Source organism: Kitasatospora sp. NRRL B-11411 (assembly GCF_000721345.1).
Lineage (GTDB): Bacteria > Actinomycetota > Actinomycetes > Streptomycetales > Streptomycetaceae > Kitasatospora > Kitasatospora cineracea.
Genome location: NZ_JOGH01000040.1, coordinates 1 through 21,641, shown reverse-complemented (window position 1 = coordinate 21,641; position 21,641 = coordinate 1). Strand labels below are relative to the sequence as shown.

Genomic DNA, 21,641 nt, shown 5'->3' with positions numbered 1-21,641 from the left:
CGCGCCCACCCCTCCCCGCTCTCCGCCTGTTCGACGCCCCAGCGTTCCATGCCCGCCCGGTCAACGGCGCCGGCGCGCCCGCGGCCCGGGCCCGTCCGGCAGCAGGCCGGTGCGCCGGGCCGTCAGCAGCGACCATCCCGCGAGGTTGCCGGTCGGCCAGGCGGTCAGTTCCGCCAGGCGGGCCGGCCAGCCCGGCTCGCGCAGCAGGGCGGTGAGTTGCGCCAGGAGCGCGGCCCGGCCGCCCGGTGGCCGGTCGAGGGCGGCGGCCTCTCCCCGCGGGTCGGCGAGGTGGCCGGCCAGGGCGAGGACGGAGCGACAGCGGTCCGCGGTCGGGGCGAGGCGTCCGACGTGGTCCGCGTAGTGGGTGAGCAGTTCCCGGGCGTTGTCGAGCCGGGCGAGGGTGGCGCCCGTGCCCGCGCAGTCGGTGGTGGCGCGCAGCAGCCGGCCGGTCTGGTCGACGGTCTCGCTGTCGGCGTGCGGGTCGGCGATCGCCCGTTCGACGTCCGCGGCGACGAGCGTCTCGGCGGCGAAGTACCCGTTGAAGTCGCCGTGGTCGGCGGCCCGGCGGCGCAGCCAGTGGACGGCCTGCGGGTCGGCGGGCCGGTCGGGGTCGGCCAGCGGGTGCGGGCCCTGCCACCACGGGTAGTGGGCGCGGGGATCGGCGAGGCGGTTCAGCGCGTGGACGCAGTGGGTGCGGGCGGTGCCGGTGGTCCGCTCGGCCAGCCGACTCAGGGCCGGGGTGGCCGCCGCGTTCGGCAGGCGTTCCAGCGCGTCGGCGGGGAGCCGGCCGAACGGGGAGCCGAGCAGGCCGACGGTCAGGATCAGCGGGACGTCGCTCTCGACGGCCGTCTCGGCCAGCAGGGCGAGTCCGGCGGCCACCGCTTCCCGCCCGGTGCCGTGGCGCACCAGCCAGCGGCCCACCGTGCGCAGCAGCGCGGGCGGGTGACGCCTGCTCAGGTCGCGGACCGCCGGGTCCCGGTGCCGCGGCACCGGCACCTGCGCCAGCGCGCTGTCGAGCAGCCGCAACGAGGCCGGGCTCAGCGGGCGGCCGAGCCGCTGGTCGAGGACGGCCGCGGTGCGGGCGCCCCGCAGCCGCACCTCCGCGAGGTCCCGGTGGTACCGCTGCCCGCGGTCCGGCTCCGGCGGGAGCACGACCTCCCGCAGCGGGCCGTCGGGGTTCGGGCGGTGCAGCCGCAGCGCGTACTCGTACAGCGGCACCCGCGCACCGGGCGCGGTCACCGGAGGGTGTCGGACTCGATTCTCTTCACACCCCGGAGCCTGGCACCCCCGCCCCTCCGCGGACAAGGGCCCGACGGGCCCCTTCCGCTGACGGGCTGCCAGAACGGCGGTCCGGCGGTGTGCGTGCCGGAGGAGTTGCGCTGCTTCCCCGGTCCGGCCGAGGCCGATGAGGATCTCGGCCCGGAGCCGGGCGCTGTGGCCGGGGTTCCGTTCGAGGGCTGCGAGGGCCTCCTCGATGCGGCCGGCCGGCCGGGACGAGGAGTTCACCCAGGGCCCGGGCCGCGTACCGGGTGTCGTCCCGGGGTGCGCCCGGGCCCGGGTCTCCGGTACAGCTCGGGGGAGCCCGGGCCGCCCGTTCAGGCGCTGAGCTCCCGGGACCGTCCGGCCCAGCGGACCACGAGCGGCATGGCCAGGCCGGCCGCGACGAAGACGCCGCCCATGGCCAGCCAGCCGGGGGCGCCCCAGCTCAGGCAGAGCAGGCCGAGCAGGCCCGGGGCGACGGTGTAGCAGAGGCCCATGCCGATGCCGAACACGCCGGAGTACTGGCCCTGCGCGTGCGCGGGGGCCAGCCGGAAGCGCAGTTCCAGCGACCCGGCCGCGTGCCACAGCGAGCCCACGGTGTGGACGGCGACGCCGGCCGTCATGACGGTCGCGGCCGCCCAGCCCGGCAGGCCGGCGGCCGTTGCGATGACCGCCATGCCGACCAGGAACGCCAGCCCGGCGCGCCGGGTGGCCCGGCCGGCGACCTGTCCGCCCTTGATCCCTCGGCTGGTGCGGATCTGCAGGACGACCACCATCACGGTGTTGACGGCGAGCGCGACGCCGGTGAACCAGCGCGGCGCCTGGGTGTGCAGGACCACCCACAGCGGCAGGGCGTAGGTCACCACCTCGCCCTGGATCCACAGGATGCCGTCCAGGACGACGAACGCCATGTACGGCTTGTCCTTGAGCGCGAGCCACCGGTTCGACCCGGTCGCGGCGGGCAGCGGTTCCAGCGCGGGCAGCCGGAGCACGACGGCCGCGCAGCCGACGAAGGTCAGGGCGTTGGCGACGATGAGCGCGCGGTAGGCGGAGCCGGAGTCGAGCTGGATCACCACACCGGCGGCCAGCGCGCCGAAGGTGCTGGCCAGGAAGGCGGTCGAGCGCAGGTAGGAACGGAACTTCGGCACCTCGTCACCGCCGAACCGGCGGATCATCGGGCCGCGCGCCGCACCCCCCGAGGCGCCGGCCAGGTCGGTCACCGCCATGGACACCATGAACGCCGTGAACGAGTGGGCGAACAGCAGCGACAGCATGGAGACGGTCTGGATCAGCAGGGTGACCAGGAAGACGCCGCGCGGGCCGCGGCGGTCGGCGAGGTGCCCGACGGGCGGGCCGGCCAGCAGGCCGACCACTCCCGCGACCCCCAGCCCGAGCCCGACCTGCCCGATCGGCAGGCCGATCACCCGCAGCGCGTACAGCGGCGCCGTCGCCAGGAAGGCCGCGGTGCCGAGCTGGTTGACGAAGCCGCCGAGGGCCAGCCGGCGCTGGGGGCCCGACTCGAGGAGCAGCCCCCGGCGCACCGGCCAGGGCCGACGGTCCGGGGCGGTGTCCTCCTGACAGTCTTCGGGGGGCAGCGTGCCGGTCTGACTCACGTGGGACTCCTGGACGTTGGCCGCGGCTGGGCGGGGACGGTCGGTGCGGTGCGGTCTCCGGGAGTGAACGGCGCATCGCGCGCGCCCCGGCGAACCCCGGAGAGGGGCCCGGCCGCAGCCGCCCCTCCCGGTCCGCCCGCCGCGCCCCCGGTCCGCGGCTCAAAGCTTCAAGATCATCTCAAAGGAGGACGCCCGCCGCTCCCGAACCCGGCAAACCGTCGGTTCTCCGTGCCGGACACGGCCCGGGTCCGGCCGAAGGCTCTGCCGACGAGTCCGAACACGATCGGGCCCGGCGGCCGGCCGGACCGCTCCGCCCTCGTGGCGTCCATTCTTCGGGCCGCCGTTTAGCTTCCGATCGGTCGGTTGCTATATTCCTGGCCGTTGCCCCGGCACCGGTCGGGTGCCGCTGCGGAAGGGGAACGCCATGCCCGGAGTCCGGATCGCCGCTCTCGGCCACCACCAGCCCGGCCGGGTGCTCGGCAACGACGAGCTGGCGACGATGGTGGACACCAATGACGAGTGGATCCGGCGGCGCACCGGGATCGTGACCCGGCGGATCGCCGGGCCGGACGAGTCGGTGACCGACCTGGCGGCGGGGGCCGCGGCGAAGGCGCTGGCGGCCTCGGGGCTGGACCCGGCGGACATCGGGCAGGTCACGGTGGCCACCTGCAGCGCGGTGGACCGCTGCCCGTCGATCGCGGCGCAGGTCGCGGGCCGGCTGGGCATCCCGTCCGCGGTGGCGTTCGACCTGAACAACGGCTGCGCCGGGTTCTGCACCGCGCTGTCGGTGGCGAACCACTCGCTGCTGGCGGGCGGCGCCAAGCACGCGCTGGTGATCGGCGCGGAGAAGATGTCGGACCTGGTCGACTGGACGGACCGGCGCAGCTGCATCCTGCTGGGCGACGGCGCGGGCGCGGCGGTGCTGTCGGCCACCGACGGGGACACCAGCGCGATCGGCCCGGCGGTCTGGGGTTCGGACCCGTCGCGGGCGAGCGCGGTGCGGCTGCTGGGCGAGTGGCACCCGCAGTTCGAGCAGGACGGCCAGGCGGTGTTCCGGTGGGCCACCACCGAGCTGCCCGCGCTGGCCGAACAGGCGTGCCGGGCGGCCGGGTTGAGCCCGGCGGAGCTGGACGGGGTGGTGACCCACCAGGCGAACCTGCGGATCATCGAGTCGCTGGTGCAGAAGCTCGGGCTGCGCGAGGACGCGGTGATCGCCCGGGACGTGGTGGACTCCGGCAACACCTCGGCGGCCTCCGTGCCGCTGGCGCTGGCGAAGCTGGTGGAGCGCGGCGAGCTGCGCTCCGGCGCCCGGGTGCTGCTGTTCGCGTTCGGCGGCGGCCTGTCCTGGGCCGGCCAGGTGGTCACCTGCCCGTGAGACCGACCCGGGGCCGGCCCAGGGGACGGCCCAGGACGGTCCAGGGGACGGCCCAGACCGATCCAAGACACGGCCCAGGACGGGCCGCCGGGGTCGGGCAGCGGGTTCAGCAGCGGGTGCAGGTGATGGTGAGCGCGATCTTCTCGGGCGGCGGCGGGGAGTTCAGGTAGGGGGCGATCCAGCCCGCGAAGCCGTCGTCGCCCTGGATCGGGCCGTAGTGCCAGCGCTGGTCGGGCGCCAGTGGGGTGCCGTCGGCGTTGGTGATGTGCGGGTCGCTGGGGGTCCAGCCCTGGGGGCAGCGGGCGACCACGCCGCCGGAGGAGCCGACCGCGGTGACCGTCTCGACGTTCGGGTCGGCCGCGGCGGCGGCCGGTCCGGCAGCCACCGGGACCAGGGCGGCCAGGGCGGCGGCCAGGGCGAGGCCGGCGCCGAGGATGCGCTTGCGCGTCATGGGGGTCCTTCCGTTGCTCGTGCCGCCCCCGTCGGTTCGTGGGCGGTCGACCGGCATCATCTCCGTCACGCAGCGTGATATCACCAGCGCTGCCCGCAACCACTCGTTCGGCCGGAGCGCGGGGGCGGGGGTGGTGCGGGGGCGAGCTTTGCCCGCGGTGATCGAGTGCGGGCAAGATAGCGGGGTGACCCTCCTGGACCTGATGCCGAAACCCGCCACGCCCGACTCGCTGTTCGAGACCTTCGCCGAGTGGGCGTCGGAGCGCGGCATCACCCTCTACCCCGCCCAGGAGGAGGCGCTGATCGAACTGGTCTCCGGGAACAACGTGATCCTGGCGACCCCGACCGGGTCGGGCAAGTCCCTGGTCGCGGCGGGCGCGCACTTCGCCGCGCTGGCCGAGGGCAAGCGGACGTTCTACACCGCGCCGATCAAGGCGCTGGTGTCGGAGAAGTTCTTCGACCTGTGCAAGGTCTTCGGCACCGAGCAGGTCGGCATGATGACCGGCGACGCCTCGGTGAACCCGACCGCGCCGATCATCTGCTGCACCGCCGAGGTGCTGGCGCAGATCGCCCTGCACGACGGCCCGCGCGCCGACATCGGCCAGGTCGTGATGGACGAGTTCCACTTCTACGCCGAGCCGGACCGCGGCTGGGCCTGGCAGATCCCGATCCTGGAGCTGCCGCAGGTGCAGTTCCTGCTGATGTCGGCGACCCTCGGCGACGTCCGCCGCTTCGAGGAGGACCTGACCCGCCGCACCGGCCGCCCGACCACCGTCGTCCGCTCGGCGACCCGCCCGGTGCCGCTGTTCTACGAATACCGGCGCACCAACCTGCACGACACGCTGGAGGAGCTGCTGACCACCGGCCAGGCGCCGGTGTACGTCGTGCACTTCACGCAGAAGGAGGCGGTGGAGCGGGCGCAGTCCCTGATGAGCATCAACATGTGCTCGAAGCAGGAGAAGGACGCAATCGCCTCGCTGATCGGCAACTTCCGCTTCACCACCAAGTTCGGCCGCAACCTGTCCCGGTACGTGCGGCACGGCATCGGCGTGCACCACGCGGGCATGCTGCCCAAGTACCGCCGCCTGGTGGAGCGCCTGGCGCAGGCGGGCCTGCTGAAGGTGATCTGCGGCACCGACACGCTCGGCGTGGGCGTCAACGTGCCGATCCGCACGGTGCTGTTCACCGCGCTGTCCAAGTACGACGGGCAGCGGGTGCGGATCCTGCGGGCCCGCGAGTTCCACCAGATCGCCGGGCGGGCGGGCCGGGCCGGGTTCGACACCGTCGGCCAGGTGGTGGCGCAGGCCCCCGAGCACGTGGTGGAGAACGACCGGGCGCTGGCCAAGGCCGGCGACGACCCGAAGAAGCGCAAGAAGGTGGTCCGCAAGAAGGCCCCGGACGGCTTCGTGTCCTGGACGGAGGAGACCTTCGAGCGCCTGATCGGGGCCGACCCGGAGCCGCTGGTGTCCCGGTTCAAGGTCAGCCACGCGATGCTGCTGTCGGTGATCGGCCGCCCGGGCAACGCCTTCGACGCGATGCGCAAGCTGCTCACCGACAACCACGAGGACCGCGCCGCCCAGCGCCGCCACATCCGCACCGCGATCGCCATCTACCGCTCGCTGCGGGAGGGCGGCGTGGTCGAGCAGTTCGACGAGCCGGACGCCGAGGGCCGCATCGCCCGCCTGACCCTCGACCTGCAGGAGAACTTCGCGCTCAACCAGCCGCTGTCCACCTTCGCGCTGGCCGCCTTCGACCTGCTCGACCCCGAGTCGCCCTCGTACTCCCTGGACGTGGTCTCGGTCGTCGAGGCCACGCTCGACGACCCGCGGCAGATCCTCGCCTCGCAGGAGAACAAGGCCCGCGGCGAGGCCGTCGCCGAGATGAAGCGCGACGGCGTCGAGTACGAGGAGCGGATGAACCGGCTCCAGGAGATCAGCTACCCGAAGCCGCTGGAGGAGCAGCTCGGCCACGCGTACGAGGTGTACCGCCGGGCGCACCCGTGGATCGGCGACCACCCGCTGCGGCCCAAGTCCGTGGTGCGCGACCTGTACGAGCGCGCGATGACCTTCACCGACTACGTGGGCTTCTACGAACTGGCCCGCACCGAGGGCATCGTGCTGCGCTACCTGGCGGGCGCGTACAAGGCGCTGGAGCAGACCGTCCCGGACGACATCAAGACCGACGACCTCAAGGACGTCATCGCCTGGCTCGGCGAGCTGGTCCGGCAGGTCGACTCCTCGCTGCTGGACGAGTGGGAGGCGCTCGCCAACCCGACCGAGCCGGAGGCCGCCGAGGTCCGCCTGGACGACAAGCCCGCGCCCGTCACGGCCAACGCCCGGGCCTTCCGCGTGCTGGTCCGCAACGAGCTGTTCCGCCGGGTCGAGCTGTGCGCGCTGGAGCACTACGACGAGTTGGCCGAACTCGACGGCGAGGACGGCTGGGACGCCGACCGCTGGGCCGACGCGATGGACGGGTACTGGGAGGAGTACGACGACCTGTACACCGGCCCGAACGCGCGCGGCCCGAAGATGCTGCTGATCGAGGAGGTCGAGGACGAGGGCCTGTGGCGGGTCCGGCAGATCTTCGACGACCCGAACGGCGACCACGACTGGGGCATCTCCGCCGAGGTCGACCTGTACGGCTCGGACGAGGAGGGGCGCGCCGTCGTCAAGGTCACCTCGGTCGGCGCGCACTGACCCACCCCGTCAGGACCCCGGCTGCTGCGCCTCGTAGTGCGCGAGGTAGGCCAGCAGCCGGGGGTCGGTGGGCCCGTCGCCGTTCGTGAAGTCCAGGCAGATCCGGCTCTCCACCCAGTAGCGGTAGGCGAACTCCTCGAACGAGGCGGCGCACCAGCGGATCGCCTCCGGGTCCGCCATCTCCTCCTCGGTCAGCTCGCCCTCGGCCAGCAGTTCGTAGTCGCCCTCGTACTCGTTCCAGGAGTGCACCACGAAGCACTCCCCGCCGGGCCGCAGGTAGAGGTACCAGAGCACGCAGTCCTGCTGGTCGCGGAAGAAGCGGACCAGGTACGCGCCGGGCTCGACCGGACTGGGCAGCGGCGGCGAGAAGTTCGTCCAGTTGCCGGCCGGGGCCACCTCGTCGAGCGACCAGAGCAGCCGCCCGTCCCGGTGGTAGGCCAGGAAGTCCGCCGGGAGCGCCAGCCCGAGGTCGGCCACCGCCCGTTCCAGCTCGGCGAGTTCGGCCGCCGAGGCGTCCGGCACCGGCTCCCCGCTCAGCCCGCCGAGCCAGTCGAAGGTGCCGGTGAACCCGGCCGGGTCGAGCGGGGGCAGCGTGTCGAACGGGTAGCGCTCGTAGGTGTAGGCGCAGTCCCGGTACGGGCCGAGTTCGTGGTGGCACCAGTCGGCTTCGAAACGGACGGTCATCAGGGCCTCGGCGGTTCGTCGGGGTCGTCGGCGCCCCGCAGGCTAGCGGTGCCCGCCGACAGTGCGGTGCGGGCCCGTACGATGGCGCGATGGAAGAGCTGGTGCGGGTGCCGCCGGAGGTCCGGGAGCGGTTCGCCGTCCGGTTCGGGCGCGGGGTGGCGGGGTGGTGCGACGAACTGCCTGCCCTGGTTGGCGAGTTGGCCGGGCGGTGGGGGCTGGAGGTGGCCGCGGCGGGCGGCGGCGGCACCTCGCGGGTGTTCCGGTGCGTGCGCGGCGGTGAGGTGGTGTGGCTGAAGCTCACTCCGGAGCCGCCGATCGCCCGCGAGGAGGCCGAGGCGCTGCGGCACTGGGCGGCCGTGCCCTCGGTGGTTGCGCTGCTCGCCGCGGACCTCCCGGCCGGGGCCCTGCTGCTGGCGGACGTCCGGCCCGGTACGACGCTGCGGAAACTCGGCTGGAACCTGCCGGAAGTCGCCGCCCTGCTACGGGACTTGCGTGCCCCCGCCGAGCCGGGGGCGGACTCGGTGCTGCGGCCGCTCGCCGACCGGGTCGCCTTCCTCTTCGACCTCGCCGAGCGCCGGGGCAGGCCCGTCCCGGCCGCGCAGCGGGCGGCCGCCCTGGAACTCGCCTCCGGCGGACCGGTCGGACTCGTCCACGGCGACCTCCACCCGTCCAACGTGCTGGCCGGCCCGGACAGCCGCCCGGTGGCGATCGACCCGCGGCCGTCCTGGGGCGACCCGGACTTCGACGCGATCGACTGGGTGTTGGAGGGGGCCACGGACCTGGCCGGGCTGGAACGGCGGATCGCCGACCTGGCCGCCCTCGTCCCCGGCCTCTCCCCCGACCGCCTGCTGGCCTGGTGCCGGGCCCTGAGCGTCCTGACCGCCAACCCGCTGCCGGCCTGATCGGCTCCCAGCGGGCGTCGGGTGCGGCTATGTCCGTTTCGTCGTTGCACATTCGTGCGGGGTCTTCGGGAACCGGTGGCGGTTGGGGCGTCCTCGGTGGTGCGCCGGCGCGGTGAGTGAGCGCAAGGCGCATCCGGGCGACGTGTCCGACGCGCAGTGGTCGCCGATCGAGCCGATCCTGCCGGTCCCGCCCGGCCGAACTCGACGCGGAACGCGCCGGCCTCGTCGTCGAGACCGAACTCGATACCCCAGTCGGTGGACGCCCACTATCGTGGAATCCGCGCAGGACAGGACGGGCTAGGGGGAACCTTGTACTACAGCGGCTTGGGGCTTGACCGGGTTGGCGGCCGGCGTACCGACTCGGAGTGGGTGGCCGGGCTGTTGGCGAGCCCCGGTACCCAGGTGGTTCCCTTGTGGCGGGACCACTGTCTGGTCCGCGACGACAGGCCCGTCCGGCTGCCGCTGGCCGAGGCGCGGGGCATCCTCGACGCCGCCGACGACCAGGTGTTCCTCGGCATGGACGGAGAGGCCGCGGTGTTCGCGGCCGACGTGTCCCGCGTCGACCGGTCCGACGCCGTCGAACTGGCCACCGCGGACACGGTGCTGGAGGTGCGAGCCATGGTTCCCACCATCACGCCGGACGAGGCGGGCCTGCTCGCGTATGCCCGTGGAATCCTGCACTGGAACCGGAATCAGCGGTTCTGCGGTGCGTGCGGCGGTCCGGCCGTCCCCAGCAACGGTGGCCACCTGCGGACCTGTCAGGGCTGCGGAAAGCTGCTCTTCCCGCGGATCGAACCGGCCGTGATCGTGCTGGTCGAACTACCCGGCACGCCTCGGCGCTGCCTGCTCGGCCGGCACGCGGGAGCCGGTCCGGACCGCTTCAGCACGCTGGCCGGGTTCGTCGAGATCGGGGAGAACCTCGAGGACGCGGTGCGCCGCGAGGTCTCCGAAGAGGCCGGTGTCGAGGTGGGGACGATCACCTACCAGGGATCCCAGTCGTGGCCGTTCCCGTCCGGGATGATGATCGGGTTCCGCGCCGAGGCCGTTTCCGACCGGATCGACGTGGACGACGTGGAGGTGGTGGAGGCACGTTGGTTCACGGCGGCCGAACTCCGGTCGCGAATCACGGGCTCCGCTGTCGACGGGCCCTACCGGGTCGACTCGATCGACAAGGTGCTCATCGACCAGTGGCTGGCCGACGTGGAGTGAGTCGGCTTGCCGCACTGTTGACTTGCCACGCCGTTGGGGGAATGTGAGCCGAACTCGACGCGGAACGCGCCGACCTGGCAACCGCCCGCAATGTCGTCCCGTCCCTCGGCGACGACGAGCCCACCGGCGACCGGATGCCGGGCCGGGGACGGGGGCGGGGACGGGGACGGGCCAGCACCGGTGCCGGGCTCAGCGCGGGGTGAGGCCGTCCAGGACCAGGTCGACCAGGGCGGTGACGAAGGCGGGGGTGACGGGTTCGCCGAGCAGTAGGTGGCGGGCGAACAGCGGGCTCATCAGGGCTTCGACGGCGGCCCGGGGGTCGGCGTCGGGGCGGATCTCGCCGCGGGCGGCGGCGCGGTGCAGGAGCTGTTCGGCGCGGGTGAGGCGGTCGGCCCAGTAGGCGTCGCGGCCGCTGCGGGTCTCGGCGGTGGCGGGGGCGATGCTCAGGTGCAGCAGGGCGGGGCCCTCGGGGGTGTCGAGGAAGGCGCCGAGGGCGGTGAGGAGTCGGCGCAGGTCCTCGCGCAGGCTGCCGGTGTCGGGCAGCGGCATGGCCTGGTCGGTGTAGTCGGCGAGGGCTTCGCGCAGCAGGTCCTCGCGCGTCCCCCAGTTCCGGTAGACCGAGGTCTCGTGCACTCCGGCCGCGGCGGCGACCGCGGCGACGGTGGTGGCCTCCAGGCCGCCCTCGGCGAGCAGCCGCACGGTGGCGTCCAGTACGGCCCGGCGCATCGCGGCGCCGCGGCGGCGCAGCGGGGCGGCGGCCTTGGCCTGGGGGGTCTCGTCCTGGGGCACACCGGGAGCCTAACGCAAGGCTCCTTGCGTTGCACCGGGCTGCGACGTAGCCTCGACAACGCAAGTCACCTTGCGATATCCCGCCGTACGCCGGGGTGTCGTGAGCGGCAACGAGGCCGCCGACGGCTCGCCGCCGGCCGGAGAGGAACGAGATCCATGGCTACGATGCGCGCCGTCCGCCTGCACCTGCCCACCCGCACGCTGAGCGTGGAGGAGGTGGAGCGTCCGGTGCCCGGCCCCGGCCAGGTGCTGGTGAAGGTCGAGGCGGCCGGCGTCTGCCTGTCCGACGTGCACCTGATCGAGGGCTCGCTCACCCCGCTGTACCTGCCCGGCGAGAGTGTCACGCTGGGGCACGAAGTCGCGGGCACCGTCGCAGAGTTGGGCACGGAAGCCGGCCGCTGGCAGGTCGGTGACCGGGTGGTGCTGCAGGCCGGCGAGAAGCGCGACGGGATCACCTGGACCCGCGGCGTGGACTACGACGGCGGCTGGGCCGAGTACGCGCTGGCCCGGGTCGACACGCTGTTCGCGCTGCCCGACTCGATCCCGTTCGAGCAGGGCTCGATCATCCCGGACGCGGTCTCCACCCCGTGGGGCGCGGTGACCACCACCGGCGGCGTCCGGCCCGCCGAGCCGGTCGGCGTCTGGGGCGTCGGCGGCCTGGGCGCGCACGGCGTGCAACTGCTGCGGGCGATCGGCGCCAACCCGATCGTCGCCGTCGACCCGGCGCCCGCCGCCCGCGAGCGCGCCCTCGCCTTCGGCGCGGACCTCGCCCTGGACCCGTCCGACCCCGAGCTCGCCGCCAGGATCGGCGCGGCCACCGGCGGCGCGGGCCTGGCCGCCGCGTTCGACTTCGCGGGCGTCCCCGCCGTCCGCGAGCAGGCCATGAAGGTGCTCGGCGCGCACGGCCGGCTGGTGCTGGTCGGCCTCACCGACCAGCCGCTGACGGTCACCGACAGCATCCGCTTCTCCTACCTGCAGCAGCAGATCCTCGGCCACTACGGCTCCGAGGAGGACGCCGTCCCCCAGCTGATCTCCCTCGCCGCGGGCGGCCGGCTGGACTTCTCCCGCTCCGTCAGCGAGGTCCTCCCGCTGGAGCGGGCCGCCGAGGCCGTCGAGCGGCTGCAGACCAAGCAGGGCAACCCGATCCGGCTGATCCTCAAGCCCTGAGGGGCCGTCAGGGGTGCTGCTAGGCTGCGGCCGTGTTCGAGTACCACGGCTGGATCAAGGTCCTGATCAGCGCCGCCGCCGAGGAGGACGACTCCGAACCGGCCCGCACCATGGCGGCCGTCGAGGACATCGGGCGGCGCATCCAGGAGATCCACACCCCCTACCTGCTCGACGTGAGGTGGATGAACGGCGAGGCGTTCGTCCACCTCGCGGGCGCCCCCAACCACCGCGACCCGGAGATCCTCCGTTTCTTCGCGGAGGTCGGCGAGCGGGCCCCGGGGTCGTACGGCCTGCTGCACGTGCGGGACGACGAGGACCCCGAGGGGTGGAACGGGGTCCGGGTGCTGCGGATGGTGCGCGGGGCGGTGACCGAGCACCCGGAGCCGCTGCTGTCGCCCTGCATCCCCGTCCTGGAGGACCCGGATCCGCTCACCCTCACGTCCGAGGAGTAGCCGCTCAGACCGCCTCCGCCGGTTCCGCGAGCGCGGGGGCCGGGGTCGGGCGGTGCCAGGCGGCGATCCACAGGGCGGTCAGGGCGGCGGCGGTGCCCGCGGTGGCCATGGCGGGGCCGGTGCCGGTGAGGGTGGCGGCGGTGCCGAAGAGGGCGGGGCCGATGCCCTGGAGGGTCATGTTGCCGGAGCCGAGCAGGGTGAACGCCTGGCCCCGGGCGTCCGCGGGGAGCGCGTCCAGGAACGGGCGCTGGAGGCCGAGCGCGTAGGCGAAGCCGAAACCGGCGGCCAGCAGGGCGGCGGCGCACAGCGGGAGCGGGACGGGCAGCGCGAAGACCAGCAGCGGCAGGCCCATCAGCGCGGCCAGCGGCGCCACCAGGCGCTCCCGGGTGGCGGGGGCGGCGAACCGGCCGACCAGCAGGTCCCCGACGAGCATCCCGACCGGCAGGCAGGCCAGCAGGAAACCGTAGCCGCCGGCCGGGAAGCCCCGTGCCCCGGCGTACGCGATGACCAGCGACTCGGCGCCGGTCACCGCGGCGGACGGCAGCCACTGGGCGAGCAGCAGGCGGCGGACCGGGGTGCGGCGCAGCAGGACGCCGTTGCCGCGCAGGCTCTGCCGGAGCACCGAACCGGTGGCGCGCCGCAGCGGCGGCAGGTCGGGCAGCCGCAGCCGGATTGCCAGCGCGTTGGCGAGGTGCAGCCCGGCGGCGACCAGCAGCGCGCCGGGCGGGCCGAGCAGGGCGACCGTCACGCCGCCGCCGGCCAGGCCGAGCAGTTGCGCGCCGGAGGAGGCGACGTTGGTCAGCGAACGGCCGAGCACGTACGCGTCGCCCCGCAGGGTCTCGGCGACCAGCCGGCCGGACGCCCCGTTGAAGACGGGGGTGAGCACCGCGACCGCGCCGACCAGCAGCAGGCTGACCGCGACCGGCATCCGCACCAGGGCGAGCAGGGCGGCGGCGGTCGCGTCCAGCAGGTACCCGGCGGTGATCAGCAGCCGGGGGCGCAGGCTGTCGGTGAGCGAGCCGAGCAGCATCGAACCGAGCAGCTGCGGCAGGAACCCGATGCCGAAGGCGACGGCGCTCAGCAGGGCGGAGCCGGTGCCCGCGTAGATCAGCACGGCCAGGGTGGTGATCCGCAGCGAGTCCCCGACGATGCCGAGGGTGCGGGTGGTGAACAGCAGTCGGAAGCGCGGGTCGCCCAGCACCTCGCGGTAGGTCGTCATGGCGGCGAGCCTGGCGTCCGGGGGCCGGTGCGGGCGAGAGATTCGCCCCTGGACGTAAGGTCGTGGGGCGGCGGACGGCCGTCGGCGCGTCACCGGGAAGCGTGGAGAGTGTGGAGGGAGTGCCGGGTGCTGAGGTACGAGGTGGCCGCGGAGGACCTGGTGCGCAGCCGGTTCGCGCTCTCGCCCGCGTTCGAACTGGCCAACCTGCTGCGGCTGTTGGACCGGGGCGGGGAGCGGTCGCTGCCGCCGGGCTGGCGGGAGCGGCTGCGCCCGGCGTTCCTGCGGCTGCGGGCGGATCCGGCGGTGCGGGCCGCGCTGGCGCTGCACAACGAGAAGTTCGGGGCGGACTTCATCGCCATCCCGCCGCGCGGCATGGACCAGACCTGGGCGGACGACCTGGCGGCGATCCTGGCCGCCCCGCCGGAGCTGGCCCGGGCGGAGATCGCCCGCTGCCTGGCGGCCCGGCCCGACACCGACGGCCCGGCCCGGGCCGTGCTGGCCGCGCCGGACGCGGTCCGGCAGGTCGCCGGGGCGCTCGACCGGACCTGGCACGCGCTGCTGGCCCGGGACTGGCCGCAGCTGCGCGCCCTGTGCGAACGCGACGTGGTGCACCGGGCGGGCGAGTTGGGCCAGCGCGGCTGGGCGGCGGCGCTGGCCGGGCTGCACGAGAACGTCCGCTGGCGGGACGGCGGCATCGACGTCCCGCCGTTCGACGCCGCCACCACCTACCCGCTGCGCGGCGCGGGGCTGCTGCTGGTGCCCTCGGTGTTCGTCTGGCCGAACGTCGCCGCGCACCACGACGAGCCGTGGCCGTGCACCCTGATCTACCCGGCCCGCGGCATCTCCGCCCTCTGGGAGCCGGGCGCCGCCGTCCCGCCCGACGCGCTGGCCGCCCTGCTCGGCCGCTCCCGGGCCCGCATCCTGGCCGCCCTGGACACCCCCGCCAGCACCACCCAGCTCGCCCGCAGCCTGCACCAGACCCCCGGCGCGGTCGCCGACCACCTCGCCGTCCTGCGCGCCGCCGGCCTCCTCTCCCGCGCCCGCGCGGGCCGCTCGGTCCTCTACCGCCGCACCCCGATGGGCGACGCCCTGATCGGCTCGGCGGGCCTGGACTGACCCGGCGGGGCCGCGCACCGGTCCGTCACGGCCCCTGGGCGATCTCCCGCACCCACCCCTCGGGCTCCGCCAGGACGGAGGCGCACTGCGGGACGCGTCCGTCGGCGTACTCCTTCAGCTGCGCGACCAGTGCGGCCCGGTCGCCGCGTGCCCGGGAGAGCAGCTCGTCCGCCCCGGTGATGCCGGCCTCCACCAGCCAGCCGACCACCTCAGGTTCCCTCAGCGAGTCGTGGAGGGCGGCGATCCGCGCCACGCCGCCGAGGTAGCGCACCCTCAGCCCGGAGACCGAGAGGTACCCGGCCAGTTCCTCCTCCCTCTCGATCCGGGCACGATCCCTGAACTGTTCGAAGGTCGTCAGGCCGATTTTCTTGAGTTTCCCCGCGTACTGCTTGAACGGGGCTATGTCGAGCATCTCGGGCTTCCCGACCCCCAAGAGACTCCGCATCTTCTTGCTGTCGGCGGCGTCTTGGCGGAGCAGGGCGAACGACGGGTCGGACCACAGGTCCCCCTTCCGCTCGGCCGAGAAGACGATGTAGTCCTTCAGGACGCCTTCGCCCGAGGTGTCCAGTTGCCCGCACAGCTTCGCCAGGGCGATCCGGCAGGCGTACTCGTAGGCGATGATCGGTTTCTCCGCACCCAGGGCCGTCGGCTGCCAGGTCGGGCCCTGGGCGGTAATCCGGTTCTGGTCCTCGCGGAACAGTTCCACCATTTCACCGAGAATCTCGGCGGACCTCCGCATCTCCTCGACGTAGTCGTGGAGCTCGCCGTCCGGGTTTTTCAGGAGCTTCGTACAGGTACCGGTGAACTCCCTGCTGCTGTCCTCCGCCTCGGCAAGCTGCGGATACCTCGGACACCGCCGGGTACACGCCCAGTCAGTGAGGCAGCAGTTGACCAGCATGGCGGTCCGGGCGTACAGCGCCTGAAGGCACGTGCTGGTCCATCCGTCCCGCACCTTTGCCGCGGGGTCGTCGCTCCCCTTCGCCAGTTTCACGACGGACGCCATCATCCTGCTGATCCGCAGCCGGTCTTCCCTCCGCCGCTCCGTGGTGGAGAAGAGCGTGCTCAGGTAGGCGACGCGGGCCGGGCCGTACCCGGGTTCGGCGTCGATCGCCTGCTTGAGCAACTTGAGGGATCCGGCAGTATCCTCGCGCATCAGGGCCGGTTCGGTGGCGATCGCGTGCTGTGCGACCGCTCGCCACTTCCCCGCCCCGCACAGCGCGGTCCGCACCTCGTGGTGGCAGCGGCCGAGCCTGACCAGGATGCAGGCCGTGGCGGCGGTGAGCAGTTGGGCGCGCGCCCGGTCGTTTTTCTCGAGGTCCGGGATCTTGTCCGGCCAGGCTGGAAGGCCGAGTTCGGGTCTGCTGATCACCGTGCTGTAGGCATGCCTACTGTTGCGGCTGAGGGCGACCGCGACGCGGTCACCGTCGACTGTCGTCACCTTCGCCCGCCAGGTGAGGCCGGGGCGGATCGCGTACAGGATGCGTGCCACCGCTCCGGCGACGTTGCCGGCCGGGATCGCGCTCCAGTCCTCGGTGGCCAGTTTCGCCAATTCGGTCGGACGGTTGGCCATGCCACCATCCACCGGACGGGTTCCCAGGCTGACGACCCGCCCCAGGATGTAGTCGGACGCGGCGGCATCGGCCTGCCCCTTCGCGTCCTGGGCCTCGACCTGGATGCTGAGGTTCTGGCCGAAGGCGGTGGCGGTGGCGCTGATGCCGAGGACCGCCAGGGCAACGGCGGCCGGGGCCATGCGGTGGGTGCGGCCGAAGGTGAAGAAGCAGACGAGCAGGAACGCCCAGAGGACGAGCAGGATGCCCGCGGTCCAACCCGGCATGACCGCCCGGCTCGTCCCCGGCTCCCAGCCCCGCTGTTTCCTCCAACTGCCGTACCGCAACCACCCCGGGCACCGCTCCCCGCGCCGCCACTTCCCCGAATACCGCTCCCCGCACCGGCCACCCCGCGCGACGATCGGCAGCAGGACCCCGAATCCCGCGCACACCGGGAAGACCCAGGTCAGCCACGTCCCGTCGCGGAACGGCGCGTACACCAGGTAGATCGGCAGCAGGGCAGCCGCCGCGAACAGAGCCGTCCCGCCCAGCACCTTCCAGAAGACCGTGGTGCCCTTCTCCCAGGACACCGCCTTCCCCGCCACCATCGTCCGGTCGAGCAGCCCGGTCAGCGCCACCAGCACCGCCAGGACGACCAGTGTCGCGCCGGCCGCCAGACCGGCTTCCCGTAACCGGTCCTGTTCTTCCGGGCTGACACCCGCGAGCCCCATGCCGACCGTCGAAGCCGCTGCTGCCGGAAGTATCATCGCGCCACCTCAGGGCTCTCGGTCCACCCCACTCGACGGTAGGCCGTTCGAGTGACGGGCGCTCGGCGGGGACGGCCGACCCGGCTGTGGGCGGGCGTCGTTACAGTGCGGCCATGACTGACATCACTGCGGCGGACTCCGACTGGGACCGCCAACTGGCCGACGGTTTCGCCGTGTTGCTCGGGCGGCCGATCGAGGCGTTCGACGCCGGGGCGGTGTACGCGGCCGAGGTCGACGGCAACCTGCTGGCCGAGACCGGCTTCAGGCAGGAGCCGACCTGGGTGCGTCCGGCCGCGCTGCGCGGGGAGGAGTCCGTGCCGGGGTTGTGGGTGTACGACGCGGGGCGCGAGCTGCCGCGGTTCGACGCCGCCCGGTCCCTGTTCGACTTCCCGGCGGGGGCGCCGGGGCGGGACGCGCTGCCGCCGGCGTTCCTGGCCGCGGTCGGGGCGGCCTGCTTCCGCCCGTCGCTGATCCGCGGCGCGGACCTCGCCCCGCTGGTCGAGGAGTACGGGGTCGACCTGGCCGACCCGGCCTGCCGGGGCGCCTGGTCGGTGTACTTCGCCCGGCTGGTGTCGGACGGCACCCTGTTCGGGGCGCTGGTCGCGGCGCTGCAGACCGGGCGGGGCCCGGCGGAGCTGCTGGAGTTCGAGTTCGAGCCGGAGGAGGAGGTCGAGGAGTCCTGGCGGGCGGGGCTGGCCGGGGTGGCGCACCCGGAGCTCCGGCACCACCTGGGTTTCTTCTGCACCGAGGGCGAGAGCGGCCTGATGCCGGTCGACCGCGGGAGCACCGGGCACCGCCTGGACGGGGACGGCTGCGCGGGGGTGATGGGCTGGGAGGACGGGTACGGCCAGCTAGAGGTGAACGTCGTCCGGCTGAGCGAGCAGGTGGCCGGCCCGCACCGCTGAGCTCCGCGACGCCTGCCCCGCCTCCCCCGTCCGGCCCGTCTACCTCGGCCGTCATGTCCGGCCCGTCCGGTCCGGCCGGTCCGGCCGGCCCGGCCAGCTCGCTGCGGGAAATCCGTTGGCCCGGGGCGGGGCGGGGCTGAATGCTCGTCGCATGACGGAGCTGATCCTGCACGAGGGTGAGATCCCGGCCGACGCGGCGACGGTGCGCGCGCTGCTGCGCGAGCAGCGGCCGGAGTGGGCCGGGCTGCCGGTGGTGGCGGCGGGCGCGGGCACCGACAACCGGATGTTCCGGCTGGGCGACGGGCTGCTGGTGCGGCTGCCGCGCACCGCGGAGCACGCGGGGGCGCTGCGCAAGGAGCGGCGCTGGCTGCCCGGGATGGCCGCGCGGCTGGCGCCGCTGCGGGTGCCGGAGCCGGTGCACGCGGGGGTGCCGGGGGCGACATTCCCGCTGGACTGGTCGGTGTACCGGTGGATCGAGGGCACGCCGCCGGGGCCGGGGACGGTGTCCGACTGGGCCGCGCTCGGCACCGCGCTGGCCGGGGCGGTCCGGGCGCTGCACGCCGCACCGCTGCCGGCGGCGGGTGAGCGGGCGGGCCTGGACGGTTACCGGGGACGGGAGTTGGGGCCCTGCGACGGATGGGTGCAGCAGCGCCTGGCCGAGCTCCGGGCGACCGGCGGGGACGGTCTCGACCTGCCGCTGCTGGCCGGGCTGTGGCGGGCGGGGGTGGAGCTGCCCGCGCCGTCCGGGCCGCCGGTGTGGCTGCACGGCGATCTGAAGCCCAGCAACCTGCTGGTCCGGGACGGCGCGCTGCACGCGGTGATCGACTTCGGCGGCCTGGCGGTCGGCTTCCCGGACGCCGAGCACGCCCCGGTCTGGGACCTGCCGGCAGCCGCGCGCCGGGCGTACTGGCGGGCGGCCGCGCTCCCCCGGGAGACCTGGCTGCGCGCCCGGGCCTGGGCGGTGGCGGTGGCGGCGGCCGGGCTGCCGTACTACCGGGAACGCGATCCGGCCTTCGCCGCCGAGTGCCTGGCCCGGCTGACCACCCTTCAGCAGCACCCGGAGGAGGGAGCCTGAGCACCGAGCCCGACTGCCGGGCCGGGCCGGGCCGGGCTCGGCCGATTACCTACCTACCTACCCACCACCGGCATCAAAGTCGGGTTTCATCAATCCTTCACAGCTGATCTTGCGTCAATCTGTATCTTTTTTGCGTTCACCCGTGGACTTCATGCCACCGTGCGCCCTACGCTCGGCACGCCCGGCCACCACCCGGGCCCTCCCCCGCAGGAAGCACGGTCATCCATGCTGAATCCCCCCACGCGCGCCAGACGGACCGTCGCGTCCCTGGCCACGCTCGCCCTGGGCGCCTCCGGGCTGCTGGCGGCGGCATTCGTCAACGCCGGCCCGGCGCACGCCGCCGCCGTCCCCGCGCTCTCCCCGCTGGCCGTCCCGGGCCGCGGCGCGAGCGTCCCGTTCATCGAGCAGGAGGCCGAGTACGCGGCCACCAACGGCACCGTGGTCGGGCCGGACCGGCTGTACGGCCACCTGGTCTCGGAGGCCTCCGGGCGGCAGGCCGTGACGCTGAACGCGACCGGGCAGTACGTCGAGTTCACCCTCACCGCGCCCGCCAACTCGATCGACTTCCGCTACAGCCTGCCGGACTCCGCGGACGGCAAGGGCCGCGACGCCTCGATGGACCTACTGGTCAACGGGCAGAAGCTGAAGAGCGTCGACGTGACCTCCAAGTACAGCTGGTACTACGGCGGTTACCCGTTCAACAACAACCCGGGCGACAGCAACCCGCACCACTTCTTCGACGAGACCCGCACCCTGCTGGGCACCACCTACCCGGCGGGCACGAAGATCCGGCTGCAGGTGTCCTCCACCGCCCAGTCGCCGACCTTCACCATCGACCTGGCCGACTTCGAGAACGTCGCCGCGCCGATCCCCAAGCCCGCGAACGCGATCGACGTGGTCGCGGACTTCGGCGCCGACCCCACCGGCGCCACCGACTCCACCGCCAAGTTCCAGGCCGCGGTCAACGCGGGCGCGGCGCAGGGCCGGACGGTCTACATCCCGCAGGGCAACTTCACGCTGTACGACCACGTGGTGGTCGACAAGGTGACGCTGGCCGGCGCGGGCCCCTGGTACAGCGTGCTGGGCGGGCGCGACCCGATCAACCGCAACCGGGCGGCCGGCATCTACGGCAAGTACGTGGCGGGCGGCGGCTACGGCGGCGGCATCCGGCCGCAGGAGGCGGGCGGCCCGAGCCAGAACGTCACGCTGAAGGACTTCGCCATCATCGGCGACGTGCGCGAGCGGGTCGACGACGACCAGGTCAACGGCCTGGGCGGCGCGATGTCCAACTCCACCGTGGACAACCTGTGGATCCAGCACACCAAGGTCGGCGCCTGGATGGACGGTCCGATGGACCACTTCACCATCAAGAACAGCCGGATCCTCGACCAGACCGCGGACGGCGTCAACTTCCACACCGGCGTGACCAATTCGACGGTCACCAACACCTTCCTGCGCAACACCGGTGACGACGGCCTGGCCTCCTGGCCGGAGCGGCTGGCGAACACCAACGACAGCTTCACCCACAACACGGTGGTCCTGCCGATCCTCGCCAACAACATCGTCACGTACGGCGGCAAGGACTTCACCATCTCGGACAACGTGATGGCCGACACCATCACCAACGGCGGCGGCCTGCACATCGCCAACCGCTACCCGGGCGTCACCTCCGGCAACGGCACCGCCGTCTCCGGCACCATCACGGCGGCCCGCAACACCCTGATCCGCACCGGCAACAGCGACTACAACTGGCAGTTCGGCGTCGGCGCGATCTGGTTCGACGGCCTGAACGAGCCGATCACCGGCGCGACCATCAACGTCACCGACACCGACATCCTGGACAGCTCCTACGAGGCGATCCAGACCATCGAGGGCGGCGTCACCGGCGTCAACCTGACCAACGTGAACATCGACGGCGCGGGCACCTACGCGATCCAGGCGCAGGCCAACGCCCAGATGAAGTTCACCAACGTCACCGCCAAGAACATCGCGCAGGCCGCCACCCCGATCCACAACTGCGTGGGCACCGGCTTCCAGATCACCGACGGCGGCGGCAACTCCGGCCTGAGCGGCTCCACCTGCACCGGCCAGTGGCCCGCGCCGGTCTGGACGTACAACGGCGTGCCGGTCGGCGGCGGCAACGGTGGCACCTCCTCGCCGTCCCCGTCCACCTCGAACCCGTCCTCGCCGTCCCCGTCGCCCTCCACCTCCACCGGCCCGACCTGTCCGAGCGGCACCGGCAACCTGGCCCAGGGCCGGCCCGCCACCGCCTCCGGCACCAACGCGGGCCTGGGTGCGGGCAACGCGGTCGACGGCGACGCCAACAGCTACTGGGAGAGCACCAACAACGCCTTCCCGCAGTGGATCCAGGTCGACCTCGGCTGCTCGCTGAGCCTGACCAAGGCCGTCCTGAAG

Annotated in this window: 17 protein-coding genes; 10 read left to right on the top strand and 7 right to left on the bottom strand. The window is 73.6% G+C overall.

The window, feature by feature from the left end; all coding sequences use genetic code 11:
• Positions 1 to 60: 60 nt before the first annotated feature.
• Together IH44_RS42900 and IH44_RS0119475 are read right to left on the bottom strand one after the other, a co-directional pair.
• Entirely contained in the window at positions 61 to 1,239 is a 1,179-nt protein-coding gene (locus tag IH44_RS42900; RefSeq protein WP_157852395.1) for a hypothetical protein, read from the bottom strand.
• A 356-nt stretch (positions 1,240 to 1,595) separates the two neighbouring features.
• The gene (locus IH44_RS0119475; RefSeq protein ID WP_030460898.1) at positions 1,596 to 2,873 is read right to left on the bottom strand and encodes an MFS transporter; all 1,278 of its coding nucleotides are present in this window, start codon (positions 2,871 to 2,873) and stop codon (positions 1,596 to 1,598) included.
• Positions 2,874 to 3,297: 424 nt separating this feature from the next.
• On the opposite strand from IH44_RS0119475, the gene IH44_RS0119470 reads away from it, so the two are divergent.
• Positions 3,298 to 4,248, top strand: coding sequence for a beta-ketoacyl-ACP synthase III (locus tag IH44_RS0119470; protein ID WP_030460897.1), 951 nt, complete (start codon positions 3,298 to 3,300; stop codon positions 4,246 to 4,248).
• Between the two features lie 106 nt (positions 4,249 to 4,354).
• On the opposite strand, the gene IH44_RS0119465 is transcribed toward IH44_RS0119470, so the two are convergent.
• Positions 4,355 to 4,699, bottom strand: coding sequence for a hypothetical protein (locus IH44_RS0119465; protein WP_030460896.1), 345 nt, complete (start codon positions 4,697 to 4,699; stop codon positions 4,355 to 4,357).
• A 202-nt stretch (positions 4,700 to 4,901) separates the two neighbouring features.
• On the opposite strand from IH44_RS0119465, the gene IH44_RS0119460 reads away from it, so the two are divergent.
• On the top strand, positions 4,902 to 7,394 hold the full coding sequence (locus IH44_RS0119460; protein WP_369794975.1) for a DEAD/DEAH box helicase: 2,493 nt from the start codon (positions 4,902 to 4,904) through the stop codon (positions 7,392 to 7,394).
• 9 nt (positions 7,395 to 7,403) lie between these two features.
• Here IH44_RS0119460 and IH44_RS0119455 read toward each other — a convergent pair whose 3' ends face one another.
• The gene (locus IH44_RS0119455; protein WP_030460894.1) at positions 7,404 to 8,078 is read right to left on the bottom strand and encodes a hypothetical protein; all 675 of its coding nucleotides are present in this window, start codon (positions 8,076 to 8,078) and stop codon (positions 7,404 to 7,406) included.
• A gap of 89 nt (positions 8,079 to 8,167) precedes the next feature.
• Here IH44_RS0119455 and IH44_RS0119450 point away from each other — a divergent pair, with 89 nt between their 5' ends.
• Both IH44_RS0119450 and nudC read left to right on the top strand, forming a co-directional pair.
• Complete coding sequence (locus IH44_RS0119450; protein ID WP_030460893.1) at positions 8,168 to 8,980, top strand: aminoglycoside phosphotransferase family protein; 813 nt, start codon at positions 8,168 to 8,170, stop codon at positions 8,978 to 8,980.
• Positions 8,981 to 9,289: 309 nt separating this feature from the next.
• Positions 9,290 to 10,189 (top strand): NAD(+) diphosphatase, encoded by a 900-nt coding sequence (nudC, locus tag IH44_RS0119445; protein WP_030460892.1) that lies wholly within the window; start codon positions 9,290 to 9,292, stop codon positions 10,187 to 10,189.
• Between the two features lie 189 nt (positions 10,190 to 10,378).
• Here nudC and IH44_RS0119440 read toward each other — a convergent pair whose 3' ends face one another.
• Entirely contained in the window at positions 10,379 to 10,915 is a 537-nt protein-coding gene (locus IH44_RS0119440; RefSeq protein WP_030460891.1) for a TetR-like C-terminal domain-containing protein, read from the bottom strand.
• A 219-nt stretch (positions 10,916 to 11,134) separates the two neighbouring features.
• Between IH44_RS0119440 and IH44_RS0119435 the strand changes: the two genes are divergently transcribed.
• Entirely contained in the window at positions 11,135 to 12,145 is a 1,011-nt protein-coding gene (locus IH44_RS0119435; protein ID WP_030460890.1) for a zinc-binding dehydrogenase, read from the top strand.
• Between the two features lie 32 nt (positions 12,146 to 12,177).
• On the top strand, positions 12,178 to 12,597 hold the full coding sequence (locus tag IH44_RS0119430; protein ID WP_030460889.1) for an Imm7 family immunity protein: 420 nt from the start codon (positions 12,178 to 12,180) through the stop codon (positions 12,595 to 12,597).
• A gap of 4 nt (positions 12,598 to 12,601) precedes the next feature.
• On the opposite strand, the gene IH44_RS0119425 is transcribed toward IH44_RS0119430, so the two are convergent.
• Positions 12,602 to 13,816, bottom strand: a complete 1,215-nt coding sequence (locus tag IH44_RS0119425) for an MFS transporter (protein ID WP_035955652.1) — start codon at positions 13,814 to 13,816, stop codon at positions 12,602 to 12,604.
• 126 nt (positions 13,817 to 13,942) lie between these two features.
• Here IH44_RS0119425 and IH44_RS0119420 point away from each other — a divergent pair, with 126 nt between their 5' ends.
• Positions 13,943 to 14,932: a DUF5937 family protein gene (locus IH44_RS0119420; RefSeq protein ID WP_030460887.1), complete on the top strand. Its 990-nt coding sequence runs from the start codon at positions 13,943 to 13,945 to the stop codon at positions 14,930 to 14,932.
• A 25-nt stretch (positions 14,933 to 14,957) separates the two neighbouring features.
• Here IH44_RS0119420 and IH44_RS0119415 read toward each other — a convergent pair whose 3' ends face one another.
• Positions 14,958 to 17,210: a hypothetical protein gene (locus IH44_RS0119415; RefSeq protein ID WP_030460886.1), complete on the bottom strand. Its 2,253-nt coding sequence runs from the start codon at positions 17,208 to 17,210 to the stop codon at positions 14,958 to 14,960.
• 149 nt (positions 17,211 to 17,359) lie between these two features.
• Here IH44_RS0119415 and IH44_RS0119410 point away from each other — a divergent pair, with 149 nt between their 5' ends.
• The 3 genes from IH44_RS0119410 to IH44_RS0119400 all read left to right on the top strand — a co-directional run.
• Entirely contained in the window at positions 17,360 to 18,151 is a 792-nt protein-coding gene (locus IH44_RS0119410) for a hypothetical protein (RefSeq protein ID WP_030460885.1), read from the top strand.
• Between the two features lie 151 nt (positions 18,152 to 18,302).
• Positions 18,303 to 19,226 (top strand): phosphotransferase, encoded by a 924-nt coding sequence (locus IH44_RS0119405; protein ID WP_369794974.1) that lies wholly within the window; start codon positions 18,303 to 18,305, stop codon positions 19,224 to 19,226.
• Positions 19,227 to 19,451: 225 nt separating this feature from the next.
• A partial coding sequence (locus tag IH44_RS0119400) for a glycosyl hydrolase family 28-related protein (protein ID WP_030460883.1) occupies positions 19,452 to 21,641 on the top strand: 2,190 nt, incomplete at its 3' end.